Source organism: Arthrobacter sp. OAP107 (genome assembly GCF_040546765.1).
GTDB lineage: Bacteria > Actinomycetota > Actinomycetes > Actinomycetales > Micrococcaceae > Arthrobacter.
On record NZ_JBEPOK010000001.1, the window covers coordinates 5,001,373 to 5,019,506 of the forward strand.

The 18,134-nt window shown below is 67.2% G+C and carries 19 protein-coding genes and 1 pseudogene; 7 read left to right on the forward strand and 13 right to left on the reverse strand.

Features of this window, described 5'->3' with window-relative positions:
• Window positions 1-3: 3 nt before the first annotated feature.
• From ABIE00_RS22950 to ABIE00_RS22985, 8 genes and pseudogenes are all read right to left on the reverse strand, one after another.
• Window positions 4-780: an HpcH/HpaI aldolase family protein gene (locus tag ABIE00_RS22950; RefSeq protein ID WP_354262933.1), complete on the reverse strand. Its 777-nt coding sequence runs from the start codon at window positions 778-780 to the stop codon at window positions 4-6.
• A 40-nt stretch (window positions 781-820) separates the two neighbouring features.
• Complete coding sequence (locus ABIE00_RS22955) at window positions 821-1,198, reverse strand: aldo/keto reductase (protein WP_354262934.1); 378 nt, start codon at window positions 1,196-1,198, stop codon at window positions 821-823.
• Complete coding sequence (locus tag ABIE00_RS22960) at window positions 1,158-1,811, reverse strand: aldo/keto reductase (protein ID WP_354262935.1); 654 nt, start codon at window positions 1,809-1,811, stop codon at window positions 1,158-1,160. Before ABIE00_RS22960 ends, ABIE00_RS22955 begins: the two co-directional genes overlap by 41 nt.
• Window positions 1,812-1,871: 60 nt before the next feature.
• On the reverse strand, window positions 1,872-2,699 hold the full coding sequence (locus tag ABIE00_RS22965; RefSeq protein WP_354262936.1) for an ATP-binding cassette domain-containing protein: 828 nt from the start codon (window positions 2,697-2,699) through the stop codon (window positions 1,872-1,874).
• Window positions 2,692-3,591, reverse strand: coding sequence for an ABC transporter ATP-binding protein (locus ABIE00_RS22970; protein WP_354262937.1), 900 nt, complete (start codon window positions 3,589-3,591; stop codon window positions 2,692-2,694). Before ABIE00_RS22970 ends, ABIE00_RS22965 begins: the two co-directional genes overlap by 8 nt.
• A gap of 1 nt (window position 3,592) precedes the next feature.
• Window positions 3,593-4,527 (reverse strand): annotated as a pseudogene (locus ABIE00_RS22975) (ABC transporter permease).
• The gene (locus ABIE00_RS22980; protein ID WP_354262938.1) at window positions 4,524-5,459 is read right to left on the reverse strand and encodes an ABC transporter permease; all 936 of its coding nucleotides are present in this window, start codon (window positions 5,457-5,459) and stop codon (window positions 4,524-4,526) included. Before ABIE00_RS22980 ends, ABIE00_RS22975 begins: the two are co-directional and overlap by 4 nt.
• A 3-nt stretch (window positions 5,460-5,462) precedes the next feature.
• Window positions 5,463-7,037, reverse strand: coding sequence for an ABC transporter substrate-binding protein (locus tag ABIE00_RS22985; RefSeq protein WP_354262939.1), 1,575 nt, complete (start codon window positions 7,035-7,037; stop codon window positions 5,463-5,465).
• Window positions 7,038-7,197: 160 nt separating this feature from the next.
• Between ABIE00_RS22985 and pdxA the strand changes: the two genes are divergently transcribed.
• Window positions 7,198-9,543, forward strand: coding sequence for a 4-hydroxythreonine-4-phosphate dehydrogenase PdxA (gene pdxA, locus ABIE00_RS22990; protein ID WP_354262940.1), 2,346 nt, complete (start codon window positions 7,198-7,200; stop codon window positions 9,541-9,543).
• A gap of 24 nt (window positions 9,544-9,567) precedes the next feature.
• Here pdxA and ABIE00_RS22995 read toward each other — a convergent pair whose 3' ends face one another.
• The 4 genes from ABIE00_RS22995 to ABIE00_RS23010 form a co-directional block, all read right to left on the reverse strand.
• Window positions 9,568-10,344 (reverse strand): SDR family NAD(P)-dependent oxidoreductase, encoded by a 777-nt coding sequence (locus ABIE00_RS22995; protein ID WP_354262941.1) that lies wholly within the window; start codon window positions 10,342-10,344, stop codon window positions 9,568-9,570.
• A gap of 47 nt (window positions 10,345-10,391) precedes the next feature.
• Window positions 10,392-11,774 carry an MFS transporter gene (locus ABIE00_RS23000; RefSeq protein ID WP_354262942.1) on the reverse strand — a complete coding sequence of 461 codons (1,383 nt, stop codon included), beginning with the start codon at window positions 11,772-11,774 and terminating at the stop codon, window positions 10,392-10,394.
• A gap of 134 nt (window positions 11,775-11,908) precedes the next feature.
• Window positions 11,909-12,925, reverse strand: a complete 1,017-nt coding sequence (locus ABIE00_RS23005) for a PHP domain-containing protein (protein ID WP_354262943.1) — start codon at window positions 12,923-12,925, stop codon at window positions 11,909-11,911.
• 27 nt (window positions 12,926-12,952) lie between these two features.
• The gene (locus ABIE00_RS23010) at window positions 12,953-13,330 is read right to left on the reverse strand and encodes a VOC family protein (RefSeq protein ID WP_331571117.1); all 378 of its coding nucleotides are present in this window, start codon (window positions 13,328-13,330) and stop codon (window positions 12,953-12,955) included.
• Between the two features lie 143 nt (window positions 13,331-13,473).
• Here ABIE00_RS23010 and ABIE00_RS23015 point away from each other — a divergent pair, with 143 nt between their 5' ends.
• The 6 genes from ABIE00_RS23015 to ABIE00_RS23040 all read left to right on the forward strand — a co-directional run bounded on the left by ABIE00_RS23015 (window position 13,474) and on the right by ABIE00_RS23040 (window position 17,539).
• Window positions 13,474-14,121: a hypothetical protein gene (locus ABIE00_RS23015; protein ID WP_354262944.1), complete on the forward strand. Its 648-nt coding sequence runs from the start codon at window positions 13,474-13,476 to the stop codon at window positions 14,119-14,121.
• 9 nt (window positions 14,122-14,130) lie between these two features.
• Complete coding sequence (locus ABIE00_RS23020) at window positions 14,131-14,598, forward strand: SRPBCC family protein (protein ID WP_354262945.1); 468 nt, start codon at window positions 14,131-14,133, stop codon at window positions 14,596-14,598.
• A gap of 58 nt (window positions 14,599-14,656) precedes the next feature.
• The gene (locus ABIE00_RS23025; protein ID WP_331571123.1) at window positions 14,657-14,863 is read left to right on the forward strand and encodes a hypothetical protein; all 207 of its coding nucleotides are present in this window, start codon (window positions 14,657-14,659) and stop codon (window positions 14,861-14,863) included.
• A 146-nt stretch (window positions 14,864-15,009) separates the two neighbouring features.
• Window positions 15,010-15,933, forward strand: a complete 924-nt coding sequence (locus tag ABIE00_RS23030) for an AEC family transporter (protein WP_354262946.1) — start codon at window positions 15,010-15,012, stop codon at window positions 15,931-15,933.
• Between the two features lie 50 nt (window positions 15,934-15,983).
• A complete protein-coding gene (locus ABIE00_RS23035) occupies window positions 15,984-17,162 on the forward strand; it encodes a cytochrome P450 (RefSeq protein WP_354262947.1) in 1,179 nt (392 codons plus the stop codon).
• Complete coding sequence (locus tag ABIE00_RS23040; RefSeq protein ID WP_354262948.1) at window positions 17,159-17,539, forward strand: nuclear transport factor 2 family protein; 381 nt, start codon at window positions 17,159-17,161, stop codon at window positions 17,537-17,539. Before ABIE00_RS23035 ends, ABIE00_RS23040 begins: the two co-directional genes overlap by 4 nt.
• Window positions 17,540-17,594: 55 nt before the next feature.
• On the opposite strand, the gene ABIE00_RS23045 is transcribed toward ABIE00_RS23040, so the two are convergent.
• On the reverse strand, window positions 17,595-18,077 hold the full coding sequence (locus tag ABIE00_RS23045) for a pyridoxamine 5'-phosphate oxidase family protein (protein ID WP_354262949.1): 483 nt from the start codon (window positions 18,075-18,077) through the stop codon (window positions 17,595-17,597).
• Window positions 18,078-18,134: the final 57 nt, after the last annotated feature.

Genomic DNA, 18,134 nt, shown 5'->3' on the forward strand with positions numbered 1-18,134 from the left:
TCCTCAGCCCTCCGACCTGGCGGCCGCCAGGTGCGCCTTCGCAGCGAGCTCCAGGTGGGTCAGGTCCGACGCGACGGTGGTGAACGTGTAGCCCTGGCGCCGCCGCTGGGCGGCGATCTCGCCGGCGGCGGTATGGATGCCCGCGGCGATGCCCGCCGAGGCGGCAGCGTCGGCGATGGTTTCCAGCGCCGCGTTGAACTCGGCCTCGATGGCGGGATCGCCCGGGAAGGCACCGCCGACGGCGATGGCCAGGTCCGAGGGGCCCACGTAGATGCCGTCCAGGCCGGGCGTCGCGCAGATCTCCTTCACGTTGGTCAGCCCCTCGGGCGTCTCGATCATGGCGAAGACCAGGGTGGCGGCGTTGGCTTCGGCGGGCACCGGTCCGATCCGCAGGGCCGAGCGCATGGGTCCGTAGGACCGGCCGCCCAGTGGCGGGTACTTGGCTGCCGCGACGGCCGCGGCGGCGTCCGTCGCGTTGTTGACGAGCGGGACGATCACGCCGACGGCGCCGGCGTCGAGCGCCTTGCCGATCGCGGTGAAGTCGTTGGCCTCCACCCGCACCATGCCAACGGCGGTGTGCCCGGCGTCGATGGCCATCAGGCCGTTCAGCATGCCGGAGTAGCCGAGCAGCCCGTGCTGCGCGTCCAGGGCCACGTAGTCGTAGCCGAGCCGGCTGATGCGTTCCGTTGCCACGGGCGCGTCCAGCACTGCCCAGTAGCCGACGGCCTGCTCGCGGGCGCGGACCTTGCGGGCGAATTCGGTAGCGAGTTCAGATGTCATGTGGTGTCTTCTGCCTTCAGTTCGGAAAATCAGCGGGGAATCAGCGGTTGTAGGCCGGCATGGGACCGCGGAGCCCGGAGCCGACGGCGTCGCACTCGGCGGTGACGTCCCCGGGCAGCGGGCCCTTGGCTACGGCGGCGATGTTGGAGCGCAACTGCTCCACCTTGGAGCCGCCCAGCAGCATCGAGCCGACGCCGTCCCGGTAGGCGAGCCAGCGCAGGGACAGCTCGGCGAGGCTGATGCCTGCGTCCGAAGCGATGCCGGCCAGGGCGTTGACGGCGTCGAACAGCTGCTTGTCCCAGTAGCGCTGGGTGTACATGGCGGCCAGCTTGGAATCCCCGAAGCGGCCCTCCGAAGGCTTGGCCTCGAAGCTGTGCTTACCGGTGAGCAGGCCTCCGCCCAGCGGGTTGTAGACCATGGTGTGGACGTTGTGGGTGGGCGGCGAACTCGAGGTATTCCTCCTCCACCCGCCGGGCCACCAGGTTGTAGAGCTGCTGCGCCACGACCGGGGTGGGCGCACCCACCTCACGGGCCACATGGATCACGTCGGCAATCTGCCAGGCGGCAAAGTTGGAGACGCCCAGCGCCCCGATCTTCCCTTCCGCCGCCAGCTCGGCCACGGTGCGCAGGGTGTCCTGCAGCGGGGTGGCCCGGTCCGGCTGGTGGAGGTAGAACAGGTCGATGCTGTCCACGCCGAGCCGGCGCAGGCTGCCCTCCACGCTGTTGCGCAGCCCTTGCGGGGACAGCGGACTGTGCTCGCCGTGGTCCGCGTGCGGCATCCCGGCCTTGGACGCGAGGACCACCTCGTCGCGACGGCCCTTGAGGAGGCGGGCGAGCATTTCCTCCGTCACGCCGCCCACGTAAGCGTTGGCGGTGTCGATGGTGGTGATGCCGGCGTCGAGCGCCTCCTCCACCATGCGTCCGGCGGTGGCCTCATCGGCGGTGTCGCCGAACGTCATGGTGCCCAGGACCAGCCGTGAGATGGGAAGCTTCAGTCCTTCCACCGGGGTGCCTTCTGGCTGCTTGCTCATGCGTTGATTCTCCGTGGTTGCAGTATCGGTTGGGTTCGGGGCGGGGTCAGGAAAGCCGGGTCAGGCGCCTTTCAGGGCCAGCGACCGGACGACGTGGCGCGGCTTGAGGCCGCGCATGGTGGACGGGTCGAGGGCGGCGCGGCGGAGCTTGCGGGTGTAGTCCTCCTTGGGCGCGGTCAGCACCTGCGCCGTTGTTCCGTGCTCCACGAGCTTGCCGCGCTGCATGACCATGACGCTATCGCTGATCTCCTGCACCACGCCAAGGTTGTGCGAGATGAACACGTAGGTGATGCCGGTTTCGTCCTGGATGGACTTCAGCAGCCGCAGCACCTGGGCCTGGACGGACACGTCCAGCGCGCTCGTGGCTTCGTCGCAGACCAGCAGTTCCGGCTTGGAGGCGAGCGCGCGGGCGATGCCGATGCGCTGCCGCTGGCCGCCGGAGAATTCCGCGGGGTGGCGGTCCAGGGACCTGGCCGGCAGGCCCACCTGGTCGATCAGCTTCGCGGCTTCCTTGTGCCGTTCGGCCTTGGACCGGACGCCCTGCAGCTTCAGCGGCTCGGCCACGATCTCCTGGGCGGTGAGGTGCGGGTCCAGGGAGCCGTAGGGGTCCTGGAAGACCATCTGGAACTTGGAACGGAGCGGCCTCAGCTTTGCTTCGCTGAGCGCGGCCAGGTCCGTGCCGTCCAGTTCGATCCGGCCGCTGGCCGGCGTCACCAGCCGCATCAGTGCCTTGGCGATGGTGGACTTTCCGCAGCCGGACTCACCGACGACGGCGATCGTCTTGCCCTTGTCCACGGAGAAGGAGACGTCATCCACGGCACGGAACGTTCCGCCCGGCACGTGGTAGTCCACCACGAGGTTCTCGACGGACAGGAACGGCTTAGTCATGCTGGCCTCCGGTGCTGGTCAGGGCGGCGTCGCCGGCCGCGGCGGCTGTGGACTGTGAGGGGTCGCCGGCCGGGGTTTCGTCCCACGGGCCCAGAACGGGCACCGCGGCCAGCAGGCTGCGGGTGTACTCGGTGGCCGGGTGTTCCACGATCTGCTGGACCTCTCCGGACTCAACGAAGGAGCCGTCCTTCATCACGTGGATGCGGTCCGAGATGAGCCGGGCCACCCCGAGGTCGTGGGTGATCATCAGGATCCCGATGCCACGCTGCTCCTGGAGCTCCAGGAGCAGGTCCAGGATGCCGGCCTGCACCGTGACGTCCAGCGCCGAGGTGGGTTCGTCGGCCACCAGCAGCTGCGGTTCGCTGGCCAGCGCCATGGCAATCAGGACGCGCTGGAGCATGCCGCCGGAGAGCTGGTGCGGGTACTTCTTCAGCTGCACCTCCGGCGTCGGGATGTGCACCTGTTCCAGCAGCCGGACGGCGCGGGCCCGGACGGCGTCCTTGTCCCTGGCGGCGGCGCCCGCGATCCGGATGGCTTCGAAAAGCTGGCTGCCGATCGAGTGCACGGGGCTCAGCGCGGTCATCGGGTCCTGCGGAATGAGCGCGAGGGTCCGGCCGCGGACCTTGTCGATGGCCTTGGGTACGGCCACCACGTCCACGCCGTCGATGAGCACGGTTCCGGAAAGCACCGCCAGATCGTCCGGGAGCAACCGGAGGATGCCCATCGCCGTCGTCGATTTGCCGGAACCGGACTCACCGATGATGGTGACCGTTTCGCCGCGGTGGATGCTGAAGTTCACTGAATCCACGGCCCGGATAATCCCGGCGTCGGTAATCAGCTCCACCTGGAAGTCGCGGACCTCGAGCAGTGCCTGCTCAGCTTGTGCGTTCATGTCAGGCACCCTTCTTCTTGCGGCGGGGACGGTCGCGGAGGCCGTCGCCCAGCAGGTTCACGCCCACCACCATCAGCACGATCACCAGGCCGGGCAGGGTGACCATCCACCATGAGGTGGTGATGTAGTCCTGGCCGTCGGAGATGATCCGGCCCCAGGTGGCGAACGGACGCTGGGGGCCGGCGCCGAGGAAGCTGAGTGCGCTTTCGAGCAGGACGGCCTGGGCCAGGAGCAGCAGCACCACGAGGGTTGCCTGCTTGATGACGTTCGGGATGATGTGCTGGATGAGGATCTGGATGCGGTGCAGGCCCAGGATGCGCGCCGCGGAGACGTACGGTTTTTCGCGTTCCACCAGCACCATGGACCTGGTCAGCCTGGCCACTTCCGGCCACTGGGCAATCGCAATGACGAACGTGATCACCGGGATGGACGGGCCGAAGAGCGCCACCACCAGGAGCAGCATCATCAGCAGCGGCAGGGACATCTGGGCTTCGAGGAGGCGGGAGACCACCGTGTCCACCCAGCCGCCGAAGTAACCGGCGGCGGCACCGAGGATGATGCCGATGGCGCCGGACACCACCACGGCGAGGATGCCGATGGTCAGGGACACCTGGCCGCCGTGCAGGACGCGCGGGAGAGCAGGTCACGGCCCAGCTGGTCGGTGCCGAACAAGTGGCCGTCCACCAGCGGGGCAAGCCTGCGGGCTGAGAGGTCCTGGTGGTTGGCGTCCGGCAGGGGAAGCACCTGGGCCAGCAGGATGGGGATGATGACGAGGAGCGTGCAGACGGCACCGATGCGCAGTTTCCACTTGGCGGCGTTGCGGCGGCGGGTGGCGCCGGCCTTGGCGACGAGTTCCTTGGTGACGGCGCTGGGCGACGGCGTCCGGGACGGTTGTGCGGCGGAGGCCGCCGGTGTTGCGGTGTCGCTGAGGCTCATGCTGCTGCCGCCTTTCCAAGACGAACGCGGGGATCAAGAAGCGGGTAGGCGAGGTCGATGACCAGCTGGACGGCTACCGCCAGCAGCGACGTCAGCAGGACCGTCGCCTGGATGAGGGGGTAGTCGCGGGTTTCGAGGGCCCGGACAATCAGGGAGCCGACGCCGGGCCAGGCGAACACGACTTCCACCACCACCACGCCGTTCAGCATGGCCGCGAAGCGGGTGCCCAGGGCGGTGAAGACCGGGATGGCGGAATTGCCCATGGCATAACGCCAGGTCAGCGCCGGGCTGCCCACTCCCCTGGACCGCGCCACGGTCAGGTACGGGGCCGCGAAGTTGGCGGTCATTTCCCGCCGCACCATCCGGGAGATCAGCGCTATCTGCAGGATGGCGATGGTGACGGTGGGGAGGACCAGTCCGCCCCAGGTGGCGAAGCCGGAGGCCGGGAACAGCGGGATCAGGACGGCGAAGCCGGTGAGGAGCATGATGCCGGTCCAGAAGTCCGGCATGGACTGCCCGGCAATGGTGAGGACGTTGACGCCGAGTTCCCGGTTGGTGTCCGGTCGGCGGGCCATCCACACGCCCAGCGGGATGGCGATCACGGCGGTGAGGAGGATGGCCGCGGTGGCGAGCGTGAGGGTGTACGGCATCCGCTCCGCCACCACCTGCATGGCCGGGGCCTGAAAGGAGTAGGACGTGCCGAGGTTGCCGGTGAACAGCTGCTGCAGGAAGATCCAGTACTGCTCCAGCACGGGCCGGTCCAGGCCGAACTGTTCGCGGACCTTGGCCAGCTGCTCAGTGGTGGCCAGCGGTCCGGCGTAGGACACCGCCGGATCACCGGGGGCGAGGCGGATCAGGACGAAGACCGTGGAGACCGTCAGGAACACGGTCAGCAGGCCCTGGCCCAGCCGCTTGAGGATGTACGTGGTCATGACTCAGGCCTCCAGCCGGACGTCAACAAGGGGGTAGGAGTTGGTGGGCGCCAGTGCCAGGCCCGCCACACGCTTCTGGTGGGCCAGGACCGACTTGGGAACGAACGCCCAGGCGCACGGCCAGGTGTCCCAGATGGCCTTCTGCGCGGCGGCGAGCAGCTGTCCGCGGCGTACCGGATCCACCTCGGAGGACGCGGCCTGGATCTTGGCCTGCACGTCCGGGATCACGTACCCCTGGTAGGTGTCGCGGGTCTTTTCCTTTTCCGCGGTGCCGGCATACATGCCCTGCATCATGGTGATGGCCAGGCCGGTGGGGCTGCTGAAGCCGTTGCCCAGCAGGTCCCAGTCGCCCTGCTTGCCCTGGCGCCAGGCCAGGATGTTGCCGCCGGGCTCGAACTGCTGCAGCTGCGTCTTCACGCCGATGTTGCCGAACATCTCCACGAGCGCCTCCATCACGGAGGTGTCGGAGGCGAACTCGCCGGTTTCCCAGATGATCTTCAGGTTCAGGTCGGTGACGCCGAGGCTCTTCAGCGTGGCCTTGGCCTTCTCCGGATCGTAGGTGTAGTTGCCGGTCTTGGCGAAGCCGGTGAGGCTGGACGGGACCACGCCTTCGGCCTCGCTGACCGAGTCGACCAGCACGTCCTTGACCAGTGCCTCGCCGTCCACCGCCCAGCTGAGGGCCTGGCGGACGCGGACGTCGGACAGCGGGTGGCTGGACGGCTTGCGGAAGTTGTAAAAGATCTGGTTCAGCCGGAGGCTGGACGCCTCTGCCAGGACGACGCCGGGAAGTCCGGCGAGCTGTTCGCGCGAGTCAGGGGTGATGGAGTCAATGACGTCCACCTCGCCGCTGCGCAGCGCGATGACGCGGCTGGATTCCTCCGGCAGGAAGCGGACCTCGACGTTGTCCACCTTGGGGGCCGGGCCCCAGTAGTTCTCGTTCCGCTTGAGGCTGTAGGTGCCGGCGCCGCGGTTGAACTTGGTCACCACGTACGGCCCGGTGCCCACACCCTCCTGCAGCTCCTCCGGCTTGTTCTTGGCGGCCGGGCTGATCAGGATCATGCTCATGAGGGAATCGAGGATGGGGATGGGGTTCTTGGACTCCATCCGGAACGTCCGGTCATCCACCGGGACCACCGTGGGGAATTCCGGGAAGAACCCGGCGACGAAGGAGCCCTGTACCTGCTGGTACATCTTCAGGGCGGTGGCAACGTCCTCGATCTTCAGCGGCGTGCCATCGGAGTATTTGACGCCTTCGCGCAGCCGCACCGTCCACGCGGTGGGCGAGGTCATTTCGAAGCGGTCCGCGAGGACCAGGATCGGCTTGGTTTCGGGGCCGATGGCGGTCAGTCCCTGCCGCACGGCGCGCTGGACGGTGACGGCGGCATCGAACTGGTTGAGCTTGTTGTCCAGGCTGACGAGGGACCTGTTGAGGGCCAGCGTCAGGGTGCTGGGTCCCGGCAGGCCCGTGGGGCCGGCACACCCGGCCATGGAGCCTGTGCCCAGGAGAAATCCGGCGGCTGCGCCAAACTGCAGGAGGCGGCGCCGTGAGATCTCACTTCCTTGAGGAAGAACGGTCATCGTTGACCTCTCGGTTGAATGGGACGGCTGGCGGCCGGATGGCCTGCGCCGTGTTACGTGCATCACTCTGCCACCTCTGCGCGAAATGCGCAACTGTCCTAGCGCAATTCGCGCAGACATGCCATCATGGTGCTACCGACAACCAAGAAGGGAGGACGACGTGACCGTAGTCCTCATCCAGGCCGACGACTTTTCCGGCGCAGCAGAAGTAGGGCAATGCTTTGCAGCCCAGGGGCTGGACACGCGGCTCCTCCTGTCGCCCGATGCGAACACCGAAACTGGCCCGGACGTTGTGGTGATCGACACGCATTCGCGGGCCACGGCTCCGGAGTCCGCAGCCGCGGCCTCGGCGGCCGTCTTCTGCGGCGCCGCTGCCGGCAGCGCAGGCGTCCTGTTCAAGAAAATGGATTCCCTGTGGCGCGGCAATATTGGCCCGGAACTCGCGGCACTTTCGGCCCTGGGCCACCACGTGGTGGTGGCCGGCGCACTCCCCCAGCTGAACCGGACAGTCGTCGGCGGCCGGCCCTTTGCCGATGGCGTCCCGCTGGACCGGACGGACCTGTGGCGGGCAGAGCCAGCCGCTCCGCCCGCGGAGATCGCCCAGCTGCTGGGGCCCGGTACTGCGGTGCGGCTTGCAGAGCTGTCCGCGGTGCGGTCGCGCGGCCTGGCTGCCTTCCTGGCGGACGCACTTTCCGGGGCGGCTTCGGGTGCCGCTCCCGCCACCGTGATTGTCGACGGCGAAACTCCGGCCGACCTCGAGGCCGTCGCGGACGCGCTGCTGGACCTGGACTTCAGCGCCGGCGGACGGCGGATCGTGCTGGCCGGTACGGGCGGCATGGCCCTGCTGCTGGCCGCAAAACTGGGCAGCAACTCTGCGCATAACGCGCAATATAAGGTGCCGCAGTCCTTGATGACGGCGGGCGGACCCCGGCCGGTACTGGCCGCCGTCGGCTCCGCTTCGGCAAAGGCCGCTGCGCAGCTGCGGAAGCTGGAAGCCGCCGGCTTCACCGCCCTGCGCATCGCTCCGGACGGGCTGAAGCGCCCGGAGGATGTCCGCCCACGGCTCGCCGAGGCGCAGCTGCTGTTGGCGGCAGGCAGGCCTGCAGCCCTGACTGTCAGCGCCCTCGTCGTCAATCCGCGCGAGTCCGGCAGGATCGTGCGGAACCTCGCGCAGCTGGCTGCCGAGGCGGCAACAGGCCATGCAACAGCCGGTACCGCGGCAGCCGCTGACCTGATCCTCACCGGCGGCGAAACGGCCCGCGAGGTACTTGACGCCCTGGGCGTACGCTCGCTGACCCCGGTGGTGTCCGTGCAGCACGGCGCCGTGGTCAGCCTTTCCGAGGACGGGCGTCTGGTGGGCACCAAGCCCGGCAGCTTCGGCGACAGCGACGCCCTCGTCCAGCTTTACTCCGCCATCAAAGACCTCCGGTCTTCCAACAGCATTTCCCATCCCTCCCTCGAACCTGGAGCTCCAATGACATCTGCAGTGAACGAAACCGAACAGGACACCCGGCCCTTCATCGCCGTGACCATGGGCGACGGCGCCGGCGTGGGCCCCGAGGTGACCGTGGGGGCCCTCCTCGACGAAAACGCCTACCGCGACTGCCGCCCGGTGGTCATCGGCGACGTCCGCCGGCTGCAGCTGGGCGCCAAGGCGCTGGGCGTGGAAGCGAACATCGTCGAGATAGAGACCGTGGGTGAGGCCGTCTTCGAGGCCGGCCGCATCAACGTGATCGACCCCAAGCTGCTCCCGGCCGACCTGCCGTGGGGCCAGGAGTCCGCCGAGGCCGGCAACGCCGCCTACCACTACATCCGGATCGCCTGCGAGCTGGGCATGGCCGGCCAGGTCCAGGGCATCTGCACGGCGCCCCTGAACAAGGCTGCGCTGCACAAGGCGGGCCACATCTACCCGGGCCACACCGAACTGCTGGCGCACTTCATGGGAATCGAGGAAGTGTCCATGATGCTGTCCACGCCCAAGGTCAAGGTCATCCACGTCACCACGCACATTGGTCTCATCGATGCGATCAACAAGATCGAGCCCGGCCTGGTGGAGCGGACAGTGCGCCGCGGCCACAGCGCCATGCAGCGGGCCGGCATCGCCAACCCGAAGATCGGCGTGTGCGCCATCAACCCGCACGCCGGCGAAAACGGCCTGTTCGGCTACGGCGAGGAGGCCGAGAAGATCACCCCGGCCATTGAGAAGCTGCAGGCCGACGGCATCGACGCCCGCGGCCCGCTCCCGGCGGACACGGCCTTCTTCCTGGCAGGCCGCGGCGACTACGACCTTATCGTGGCGATGTACCACGACCAGGGCCACGGACCCATCAAGGTCCTCGGCATCGAGGCCGGCGTCAACATCACCGTGGGCCTGCCCGTCATCCGCACCTCGGTAGACCACGGCACCGCCTTCGACATCGCGGGCAAGGGCATCGTGGATGTGCGCAGCATGATCGAGGCGCTGCGCCAGGCGGCCGAAATGTCACCCAGCCCCGCGGCAGCCTAGCGCGGTCCCGCGGCGGCCTGGGTACTAGGAGATCTGCAGGCCGCCGTTGATGTCGTACGTCGCCGCGGTGATGTAGCCGGCGTCCTCCCCCATCAGGAACACCATGAGGGCGGCGATGTCGCGGACCGTGCCCACGCGGCCCACGAGGATGTCACGGGACATGTCCGCCTTGCGTTCGTCGGTCAGGGTACCGCCCATGATGTCCGTGTCCACGGGGCCGGGGGCGATGCAGTTGACCGTGATGTTGTACTGGCCCATCTCCCGCGCGAGCGCACGCGTGAAGCCGATGATGGCAGCCTTCGAGGCGCTGTACGCCACCTTGGAGTAGGTGCCGCCGCCGCGCTGCGCGGAGATGGAGGACACGCTGACCACCCGGCCGAGCCTGCGCTCGATCATCCCGCGGAGCACGCGCTGGGTGACCAGGAACGTGCCGGTCATGTTGATCCGGAACACCCGCTCCCAGGCCTCAACAGTCTCGTCCATGAACTCGGTGGGCGAGCTGATGCCGGCCAGGTTCGCCAGCGCCACGATGGGCGGCATGTTGGCCTCCACCTCGTCGATGGCGGCGTTCACGGTGGCCTGGTCCGAGACGTCGGCCCCGACGCCCCTGGCCAGGACGCCATACACCGAGGAGATGTCCTCCGCCGCGCGCCGTGCCGCGTCGCCGTCGATATCGAGGATGGCCACCGACCAGCCGCCGCTGGCGAGCATTTCCGCCGTCGCCCGGCCAATGCCGCGTGCGGAGGCGGCCCCGGTCAGCACCGCGGTGCGTTCGGCCGGGAACGTGTCGTGGTGCGTCATATCTGTGATCCCCTTCTGGTACCTGGTGTTGTTAGTACTCGGCGTCGTCAGTATTTCGTATCGTCGAATTCGTCAGCGGCCACGGCTTCCTCACCCACGGCAGCGTGCGTGCCCGGCTTCACGTGGCCCTCGGGACGCCTGCGGGCGTACAGGTAGGTGGCGACGGCCGTTACAGCCAGGCACGCGGACAGGAACATCAGGCCTGAACGGTTGTCGCCGGTGGCATCGTTGAGCACGCCCACGATGTAGGGCGCCACGAAGCCGCCGAGGTTGCCGAGTGAATTGACCATCGCGAGGCCGGCCGCGGCGGCGGCTCCCACCAGCGCGGTGGAGGGCATCGCCAGGAACGGTGCGATGGCGGAGTAGATGCCCATGGCCGCGAGGGTCAGGGCGACCATGGCCAGGATGGCGTTGACCTGCACCAGGCTGCCGGCAGCCACCAGGCCGACGGCGGCCATCACCATGCTGATGCTGGCGTACAGCACGCGGTTTCCGGTGCGGTCGGACCGCCTGCCCCAGAAGTACACGAACACTGCCGCGATCGTGTAGGGGATGGCGACGATGAAGCCCACCTGGGTGGTGTTGAACTTGCCCAGCGCGGCGACGATGGTGGGCATCCACAGGCCCAGGCCGTAGATGCCGCAGACCAGGCCGAAGTACAGCGCCGAGTAGGCGACGGTGCGGGAATCCTTCAGGCCCGCGAGGAAGTGGTGGGGCTGGCCTTTTTGCTTGTGGGCGAGTTCCTCGTCCATGGTCCGGGTGAGCCATTCCCGTTCGTCCGCGGCGAGCCAGTGGGCGTGGCTTGGCTTGTCCGTCATGAGGACCGGGGTGAGGAGGCCGAGGAGGATGGCCGGAATGCCTTCAATGATGTACAGCCACTGCCATCCGTGCAGGCCTGCGACGCCCTCCATCTGGAGCAGAAGGCCGGACACCGGAGCGCCCAGTGCGTTGGAGACGGGCTGGGCGAGGATGAAGATGCCCAGCACCAGCACGCGCTGCGGGGCAGGGAACCACAGCGTCAGGTAGAAGAGGATGGCGGGGAAGAAGCCGGCCTCGGCGGCGCCGAGCAGGAAACGGACGACGTAGAAGGTGGTCTCGCCGTTCACCAGTGCCATGGCCGTGGCGAAGATGCCCCACGAGATCAGGATCCGGGCAATCCACTTCCGCGCGCCGAACCGATACATGCCGGCATTGCTGGGAATCTCCAGCAGCGCGTAGCCGATGAAGAACATGCCCGCACCGAGGCCGTAGGCCGCGGCGCTAAGGCCGATGTCCGCGCTCATGGTCAGCTTGGCGAAACCGACGTTGTTCCTGTCCAGGTACGCCACGAAGTAGAGCAGCACGATCAGCGGCATGAGGCGGCCGCGCACTTTTCTCAGGGTCCGGCGGCCCAGTTCGTCCAGATGGTTCGCCGGATTCATAGCGGTCATGGTGCACCTCCCAAGGAGAGACGGGTCCCGCCCGGGTTCCGCGACGGAACAATTAAGGTGTATCACTCCGTCCATGGATAGTCATTATGCTTACTAAATTCCCGGGCCGGGGTCTGCAGCCTCTTACGGCGCCGCTAGTTCCTGCTGTTCAGCCACTCCAGGAGCCGGTCCAGCGGCCACGTGGTGATGATTCGTTCGGCCGGAACCCCGTTGCGCTCAGCGCGCTCGGCGCCGTACTGCAGGAAGTCGAGCTGCCCGGGCGCATGGGCATCGCTGTCGATGCTGAACAGGCAGCCGGCCTCGAGCGCCAACTGCATCAGGTTGTCGGGCGGATCCTGGCGTTCCGGCCGGGAGTTAATTTCGACGGCGACATTGGCTTCCGCGCAGGCCGCAAAGACCCGCTCGGCATCGAATTCGGATTCGGGACGGGTCCCGCGGGACCCCTGCAGCAGGCGGCCGGTGCAGTGGCCCAGGACGTTGGTATGGGGATCGGAGATGCCGCCGAGCATCCGCTCCGTCATGGTGCGCCGGTCTGAACGGAGCTTGGAGTGCACGCTGGCCACCACCACGTCCAGCCGGTCCAGCATCTCCGGCGTCTGGTCCAGCTCGCCGCTTTCCAGGATGTCCACCTCGATGCCGGACAGCAGCCGGAAACCGGCGTCGCCGTTCAGTCCAGCCACCACGTCCAGCTGCTCGCTGAGCCGTTCGGCGGTCAGTCCGTTCGCGATTTTGAGGTTCGGCGAGTGGTCCGTCAGGGCGAGGTATTCCCGGCCCAGGCGCCGGGCGGCGTCGGCCATCTGCTCCGGCGGGGAACCGCCGTCGGACCAGTCACTGTGGCTGTGCAGGTCGCCGCGGAGCAGCGGGCGCAACCCGTCTCCCCCGGCGGCGAGCGGCTTGGCCCCGCCCTGCCGCAGCTTTTCCAGGTAGTCGGGGACGTTGCCGTCCACAGCCTGCCGGATCACGGTGAAGGTGGTGTCGCCGATCCCCTTCGTCCGTTTGAGCCTGCCGTCCCGGGTGCGCTCTGCCACTTCGTCCGGCGTCAGTCCGCTGATGACGCCGGCCGCCTTCCGGAAGGCCTGGACCTTGAACGTCGGCGCGGCGGAGCGCTCGAGCCAGAAGGCAATCTCGTTGAGGGCGTCAGCGGCGTCCATTCTGCCCCTTCCCGGCGACGGCGGTTTTCAGTCCTGGTGCAGCTGGATGTAGTTGCCGCAGCCGTCGTCGAACACCGCGGAGAGCCCGGAGGGATCCTCGGCGGGCTCACCCCGGAACTGGACGCCGGCGGCGGACAGCCGCTCATACTCAGCCCGGACGTCAGGTGCGCCAAAGACGATCGCGGGGATCCCGGCGTCGTACAGTCCCTTGCTGTAGGCGGAGGCGACGGGATTGTCGCTGGGCTCCAGCAGCAGGCCCACGGTGCCGGACGCTCCGGGGTCCCTGACGATGAAGAGGTTGTGCTCGGGCATTGCCATGAGAGTGTCGAAGCCGAGGGTCTCCGTGTAGAAGGAGTGCGCCGCGGCAGGGTCCTGGACGTGGATGCTGCACATTTTGAGTCGCATGGCGCCTACGCTACGCCGCACGGCCGCCGCTGCAAACCCGGCCCATTGACCCCAGCTGCACCCATTGACCGGGGCTTCTGCAGGGGCTGCAATTTAAGTGCGGCCCGATTTGCCGGGCAGCGCCCGTCTTGGGAGGTGCAGTGGTGCCCGCAGTTTCCGAAGCCGCCCCCTTGGGGCTGCTGCAACTGGTCCTCTGGAGTGCAGTGCTGGTGGCCGCCGTCGCCTGCACGGTTTTCGTGGTGCGCCACCATCTAAGGACGTCCGACGGCGACAGTTCAGACACGCTGTTCTGGGACCTTTTCGGCGGGGCAGTGGTGATTGCCCCGGCACTGCTCATCCCCGCGGTGGCTTCGCCTCCGGCTGGCCTGGCACTGGCCGCCGTGGCGGGGGTGAGCGGCATTGCAGCCTACCGCAGCAGCCCTGCAGTGCTTTCCTGGCACGACGCCCGGCGGCGCCGGCGGGTGGACGGCCCGCGGCGCCGGGCGGCCGCCGTCGTGCATGAGGAGATTGTGGGACGGTGGGCACGATACGAACTCGACCCCGCGCTGGCCATCAGCTACCCGGACCTGGCGGACGTGCGGCGGCCTGAAACCGCTGCGTTTGTGAAGGCCCTGCGGGAGGCCGAGACGCTGAAAACCCTCGCCGATTCCGGGTATCCGCACGCGGTTGAGCGGCTCGGCCAGGCACTCGACTGCGCGGAAACCGCTGCGGGAGTCCCGGCAACTCTGCGGTCTGCCCCGCGGCCAGCACCAGGCGAACGGGAAGACCGGGGAACTCCTGGCCGGCCGTAGGATGGGGCCATGTCAACATACTCAGTGTCGCGCAGCACAGTCATCCCTGCCACCGCCCAGGATGTGTTTCCGCTGGTCAACAGCTTCCGCGAGTGGCCCAAGTGGTCGCCGTGGGAGACCGTCGACCCTGAGATGAAGCGCACCTACTCCGGTGCGGAATCGGGCGCCGGCGCCAGGTACGCCTGGAGCGGTAACCGCAAGGCGGGCGCCGGCAACATGGAAATCGTCGAGTCGCAGGAACCTGACGTGATTCGGATCCGGCTGGAGTTCACCAAGCCATTCCCGGGCGTGAATCCCACCATCTTTACGTTCGTTCCGGAGGGCGGCGGCACGCGCGTCACTTGGGCCATGACCGGCGAGCACAAGGGCATCGGCAAGGTCTTTGCACTGTTCATGAACATGGACAAGATGGTGGGCGGCGACTTCGAGAAGGGGCTGGCGTCGCTGGCCGCCGCCGCCGGGACCAGGCAGACCTAGTCCCGCCGGAAGGGTAGTCCCACCCTTAGCAGTTCCGAAATCGCAAAGGAGAAACACCATGCAGATCGACAAGTCCCAGATCCTCGAATTCCTCAGGTCCCAAGGCGACAACGACAAGGCCGCCCAGGCCGATTCGCAGCTGCCTGATCAGGTGGACACCGACCAGCACGCCGGGCTGCTCTCCCAGCTCGGCATCAACCCCGCAGACCTGCTGGGCAAGCTTCCCGGCGGGTTGGGCGACAAGCTTGGAGGCCTTGGGCTGTAGCGGGGCCGATATTGCCGTAAGACGGGCCTCACTGAGGGCCCGTCTTTTCGGTCTGCTCGGGCACTGGATTATGGTCTAAGCAGAGCCGTGACCGACTCCACGGACCGGCGTCGTATTAGCTACAAAAGACGGTTGAGGACAGCGGCTTGGATGGAGTCTTAAAAGGATTCTTTGTGGTGGGCATGGTCCTGCTCGTCGGCTACATATTGGCCAGGACAAACGCCCTTGGGCCGCACGGAACGAAGGTCCTGTCCACCCTGACGTTCATGGTCGGACTGCCGAGCCTGATGTTCTCGACGATCGCTTCCCGGCACATCTCCGAAGTACTCAGCCAGACGGGCCTCATTTCCGTCGTCACTGCACTGTGCTGCATGGCGCTGTTCGCGCTCAGCGGGGCAATCGGCAGGTGGGGCGTCCGGCGCACCACGGTGGGTGCGCTGGCCACGGGAATCGTCAATTCCACGAACCTCGGCGTTCCGCTTTCCCTGTACATCCTGGGCAGTGCCACCTTCGTCACCCCCATCATGCTGTTCCAGCTCGCGCTCGTGACCCCGGTGGCGCTGACCGTCCTGGACCTGACCGATCCTGCAGGGAAAAGGGCCTCCGTGTGGAGCATCCTGTCCACTCCCCTGCGCAACCCCGTCACGGTGGCGGCTATTCTCGGCGTCATCGTCAGCGCGGCCGGAATTGAACTTCCTGCCCTGGTGCTGGACCCGTTAAAGCTGGTGGCCCAGCTGACCGTTCCGCTGATGCTGATCATCTTCGGTATGTCGCTCCACGGCCTGTCACCGCGCCGGGGCACGGTGGACCGCGTCCCCACGCTGTTTGCCGTGATTCTCAAGTCAGCGGTCCAGCCGTTACTCGCCTGGCTTCTGGCCGTATTCGTGTTCCACCTCGATACCTTCAGCACCTTCGTTGTCACGGCCTGTGCAATCCTTCCCACCGGCCAGAACGTGGTCCTGTACGCCGTCCGGTACGGTGTGGGCCAGAATCTTGCGCAATCCACGGCGGTAGTGACATCGGCTTTGGCCGTCCCGCTCCTTCTGGGGGCGGCCTGGATGTTTGGCTGATTCCGGCCCGGGCTACTGACGGCGGGCGCCTCCCCGGAATAAACTGCGCCATGGACTTCGTGAACAGTGATGCCTCTTCGCTGGATCCCTTTCCGCAGTACGAACGGATGCGGGAATCCGCCCCCGTCTACCACGACGAGCAATCCGGAAGCTGGCATGTCTACAGGTACGACGACGTCCAACGGGTTTTGTCCGAACACGGCACCTTCTCTTCAAAGATGGGAGGGGACGAACCATCCGAGACAGGCCAGCTGTTTGCAGCGAGCCTGATCACCGCCGATCCGCCCCGGCACCGGCAGTTGCGCTCCCTGGTGACCCAGGCCTTTACCCCGAAGGCAGTGGACGGCCTCGCGCCGCGCATCTCGGCACTGACGGAGGAGTTGCTGGACGGGATCGCTTCCAAAGGATCCGCCGACCTCATCGCCGAGCTGGCCTACCCGCTGCCGGTGATCGTCATCGCCGAGCTCATGGGCATCCCCGCCGAGGACCGCGACCGGTTCAAACACTGGTCCGACGTCATCGTCAGCCAGACGCAGTCCGGAGCCCGGACTGCCGACCACAGCACCACCAACCGGGAAATGGCCGAGTACTTCCTTGCCCTCATCGAACACCGCAGGCGCCAGCCCGGGAATGACCTGATCAGCAGCCTGCTGGCGGCCGAGATCGACGGGCAGAAGCTGAGCGTGGCCGAGCTGCTGGGCTTCTGCAGTCTGCTGCTGGTGGCCGGCAACGAGACCACCACCAACCTGATCGGCAACGCGGTTCTCTGCTTCACCGACGCGCCGGGAACAATGGACCGGCTCCGGGCCGAACCGGCGCTGCTCCCCCAGGCCATTGAGGAAGTGCTCCGCTACCGTTCCCCCGTCCAGTCGATGTACCGGGTAACCGCCGGCGAGACTACGTTGGGCGGACTTCAGGTTCCGGCCGGCGCACCGCTGGTGGCCTGGATCGGTTCGGCCAACCGCGATGAGCGCCAGTTCGAGCGTCCTGAACTGTTCGACGTCGGCCGGACACCAAACCGGCATCTCGCTTTTGGCCACGGCATCCACTTCTGCCTCGGCGCCCCGCTGGCCCGGCTCGAAGCCAGGATCGCACTGCAGTCCGTTCTGGAGCGGCTCCCCGGACTGGCCCTCACACCGGGAGCCCACCTCGAACGGATGGACAGCACCATCGTTTACGGCGTCAAGGAGCTGCCTGTCAGCTGGCAGGCCGCCAGGGAGCAGCAGTGAGCACCCTCAGCGACGGCGCGCCCGGAGTGCTTCAGGCCTACTACCGGATCCTCCGTGCAGGAATCAGGACCTACGATCCGGGCGGCGAATTCCGGACGCTCCTCGCGGACGACCTGGAGTTCGAAGGGCCGTTGGCCGGCAAACGCACAGGCGCGGAAGGCTTTTGCCAGGGGGTCAAGGGTTTCATCGCCAACGTCATGGACTTAAGAGTCATTCAGGAAGTCCACGGCCTGCACGGATCGGCGATACTCTACGATGCCCAAATGCCCGGCGGGACGGTGCGGTTCGCGGAATTCTTCAGCATCAGCGACGGCAAAATTGCCGCCCTGCGGCTGCATTACGACGCCGCCGACTACACCCGAAAGGGCGGCCGCTGATGTCCCGACCAACGCAGATGTCCTGACCAACGAAGTTGGGAGCGGGAGTTGGGAATTACAGCTCGACGGTGCCGCTCTCGCCCACGCTCACGCGGCTGTGGGTGACCTTCGACTTGACCCACTGCAGGACGGTCGCCGCGGTGCCGCCGGGGCTGGTCCAATACTCGGCGGAGTCGGAGTCCACGTGCAGCAGGACTACCCCGGGGGTATCCGGGCCGTCCGGGAACCAGGCCTCGACGGACTGGTTCCACAGCTCGCGGATCTTGGCCGGGTCGCGCACCACTTGGGCGGTCCCGGCCACGGAGACCCACTCGGTGCCCTTGCCGAAGGACACGTTGACCCTGGCGTCGGCGGAGACGTGGGCCACCTGCGAGGTTCCCTCGCAGGTGAAGAACCACATGTCGCCGTCGTCCTTCACGTCCTGGACGGCCAGCGGCCGGCTGACCAGGGCGCCTTCTTCGTTGAGGGTGGTGAACATTCCGATGTGGGAATGGTTGATGATGTCCGTGACCTTGCTGATGCTTTCCGTGCCCGTCATGCTGTCACCTCGTTCTGTTCGAGTACGTTCTCAGTACGTTCAGTTGAACCGGGTCAA

What these genes read in the sequence shown, in the direction of transcription:
- ABIE00_RS22950 (WP_354262933.1), bottom strand. Translation starts at nt 780, where the DNA reads ATGACATCTGAACTCGCTACCGAATTCGCCCGCAAGGTCCGCGCCCGC.
- ABIE00_RS22955 (WP_354262934.1), bottom strand. Translation starts at nt 1,198, where the DNA reads ATGGTCTACAACCCGCTGGGCGGAGGCCTGCTCACCGGTAAGCACAGC.
- ABIE00_RS22960 (WP_354262935.1), bottom strand. Translation starts at nt 1,811, where the DNA reads ATGAGCAAGCAGCCAGAAGGCACCCCGGTGGAAGGACTGAAGCTTCCC.
- ABIE00_RS22965 (WP_354262936.1), bottom strand. Translation starts at nt 2,699, where the DNA reads ATGACTAAGCCGTTCCTGTCCGTCGAGAACCTCGTGGTGGACTACCAC.
- ABIE00_RS22970 (WP_354262937.1), bottom strand. Translation starts at nt 3,591, where the DNA reads ATGAACGCACAAGCTGAGCAGGCACTGCTCGAGGTCCGCGACTTCCAG.
- ABIE00_RS22980 (WP_354262938.1), bottom strand. Translation starts at nt 5,459, where the DNA reads ATGACCACGTACATCCTCAAGCGGCTGGGCCAGGGCCTGCTGACCGTG.
- ABIE00_RS22985 (WP_354262939.1), bottom strand. Translation starts at nt 7,037, where the DNA reads ATGACCGTTCTTCCTCAAGGAAGTGAGATCTCACGGCGCCGCCTCCTG.
- ABIE00_RS22995 (WP_354262941.1), bottom strand. Translation starts at nt 10,344, where the DNA reads ATGACGCACCACGACACGTTCCCGGCCGAACGCACCGCGGTGCTGACC.
- ABIE00_RS23000 (WP_354262942.1), bottom strand. Translation starts at nt 11,774, where the DNA reads ATGACCGCTATGAATCCGGCGAACCATCTGGACGAACTGGGCCGCCGG.
- ABIE00_RS23005 (WP_354262943.1), bottom strand. Translation starts at nt 12,925, where the DNA reads ATGGACGCCGCTGACGCCCTCAACGAGATTGCCTTCTGGCTCGAGCGC.
- ABIE00_RS23010 (WP_331571117.1), bottom strand. Translation starts at nt 13,330, where the DNA reads ATGCGACTCAAAATGTGCAGCATCCACGTCCAGGACCCTGCCGCGGCG.
- ABIE00_RS23020 (WP_354262945.1), top strand. Translation starts at nt 14,131, where the DNA reads ATGTCAACATACTCAGTGTCGCGCAGCACAGTCATCCCTGCCACCGCC.
- ABIE00_RS23025 (WP_331571123.1), top strand. Translation starts at nt 14,657, where the DNA reads ATGCAGATCGACAAGTCCCAGATCCTCGAATTCCTCAGGTCCCAAGGC.
- ABIE00_RS23035 (WP_354262947.1), top strand. Translation starts at nt 15,984, where the DNA reads ATGGACTTCGTGAACAGTGATGCCTCTTCGCTGGATCCCTTTCCGCAG.
- ABIE00_RS23045 (WP_354262949.1), bottom strand. Translation starts at nt 18,077, where the DNA reads ATGACGGGCACGGAAAGCATCAGCAAGGTCACGGACATCATCAACCAT.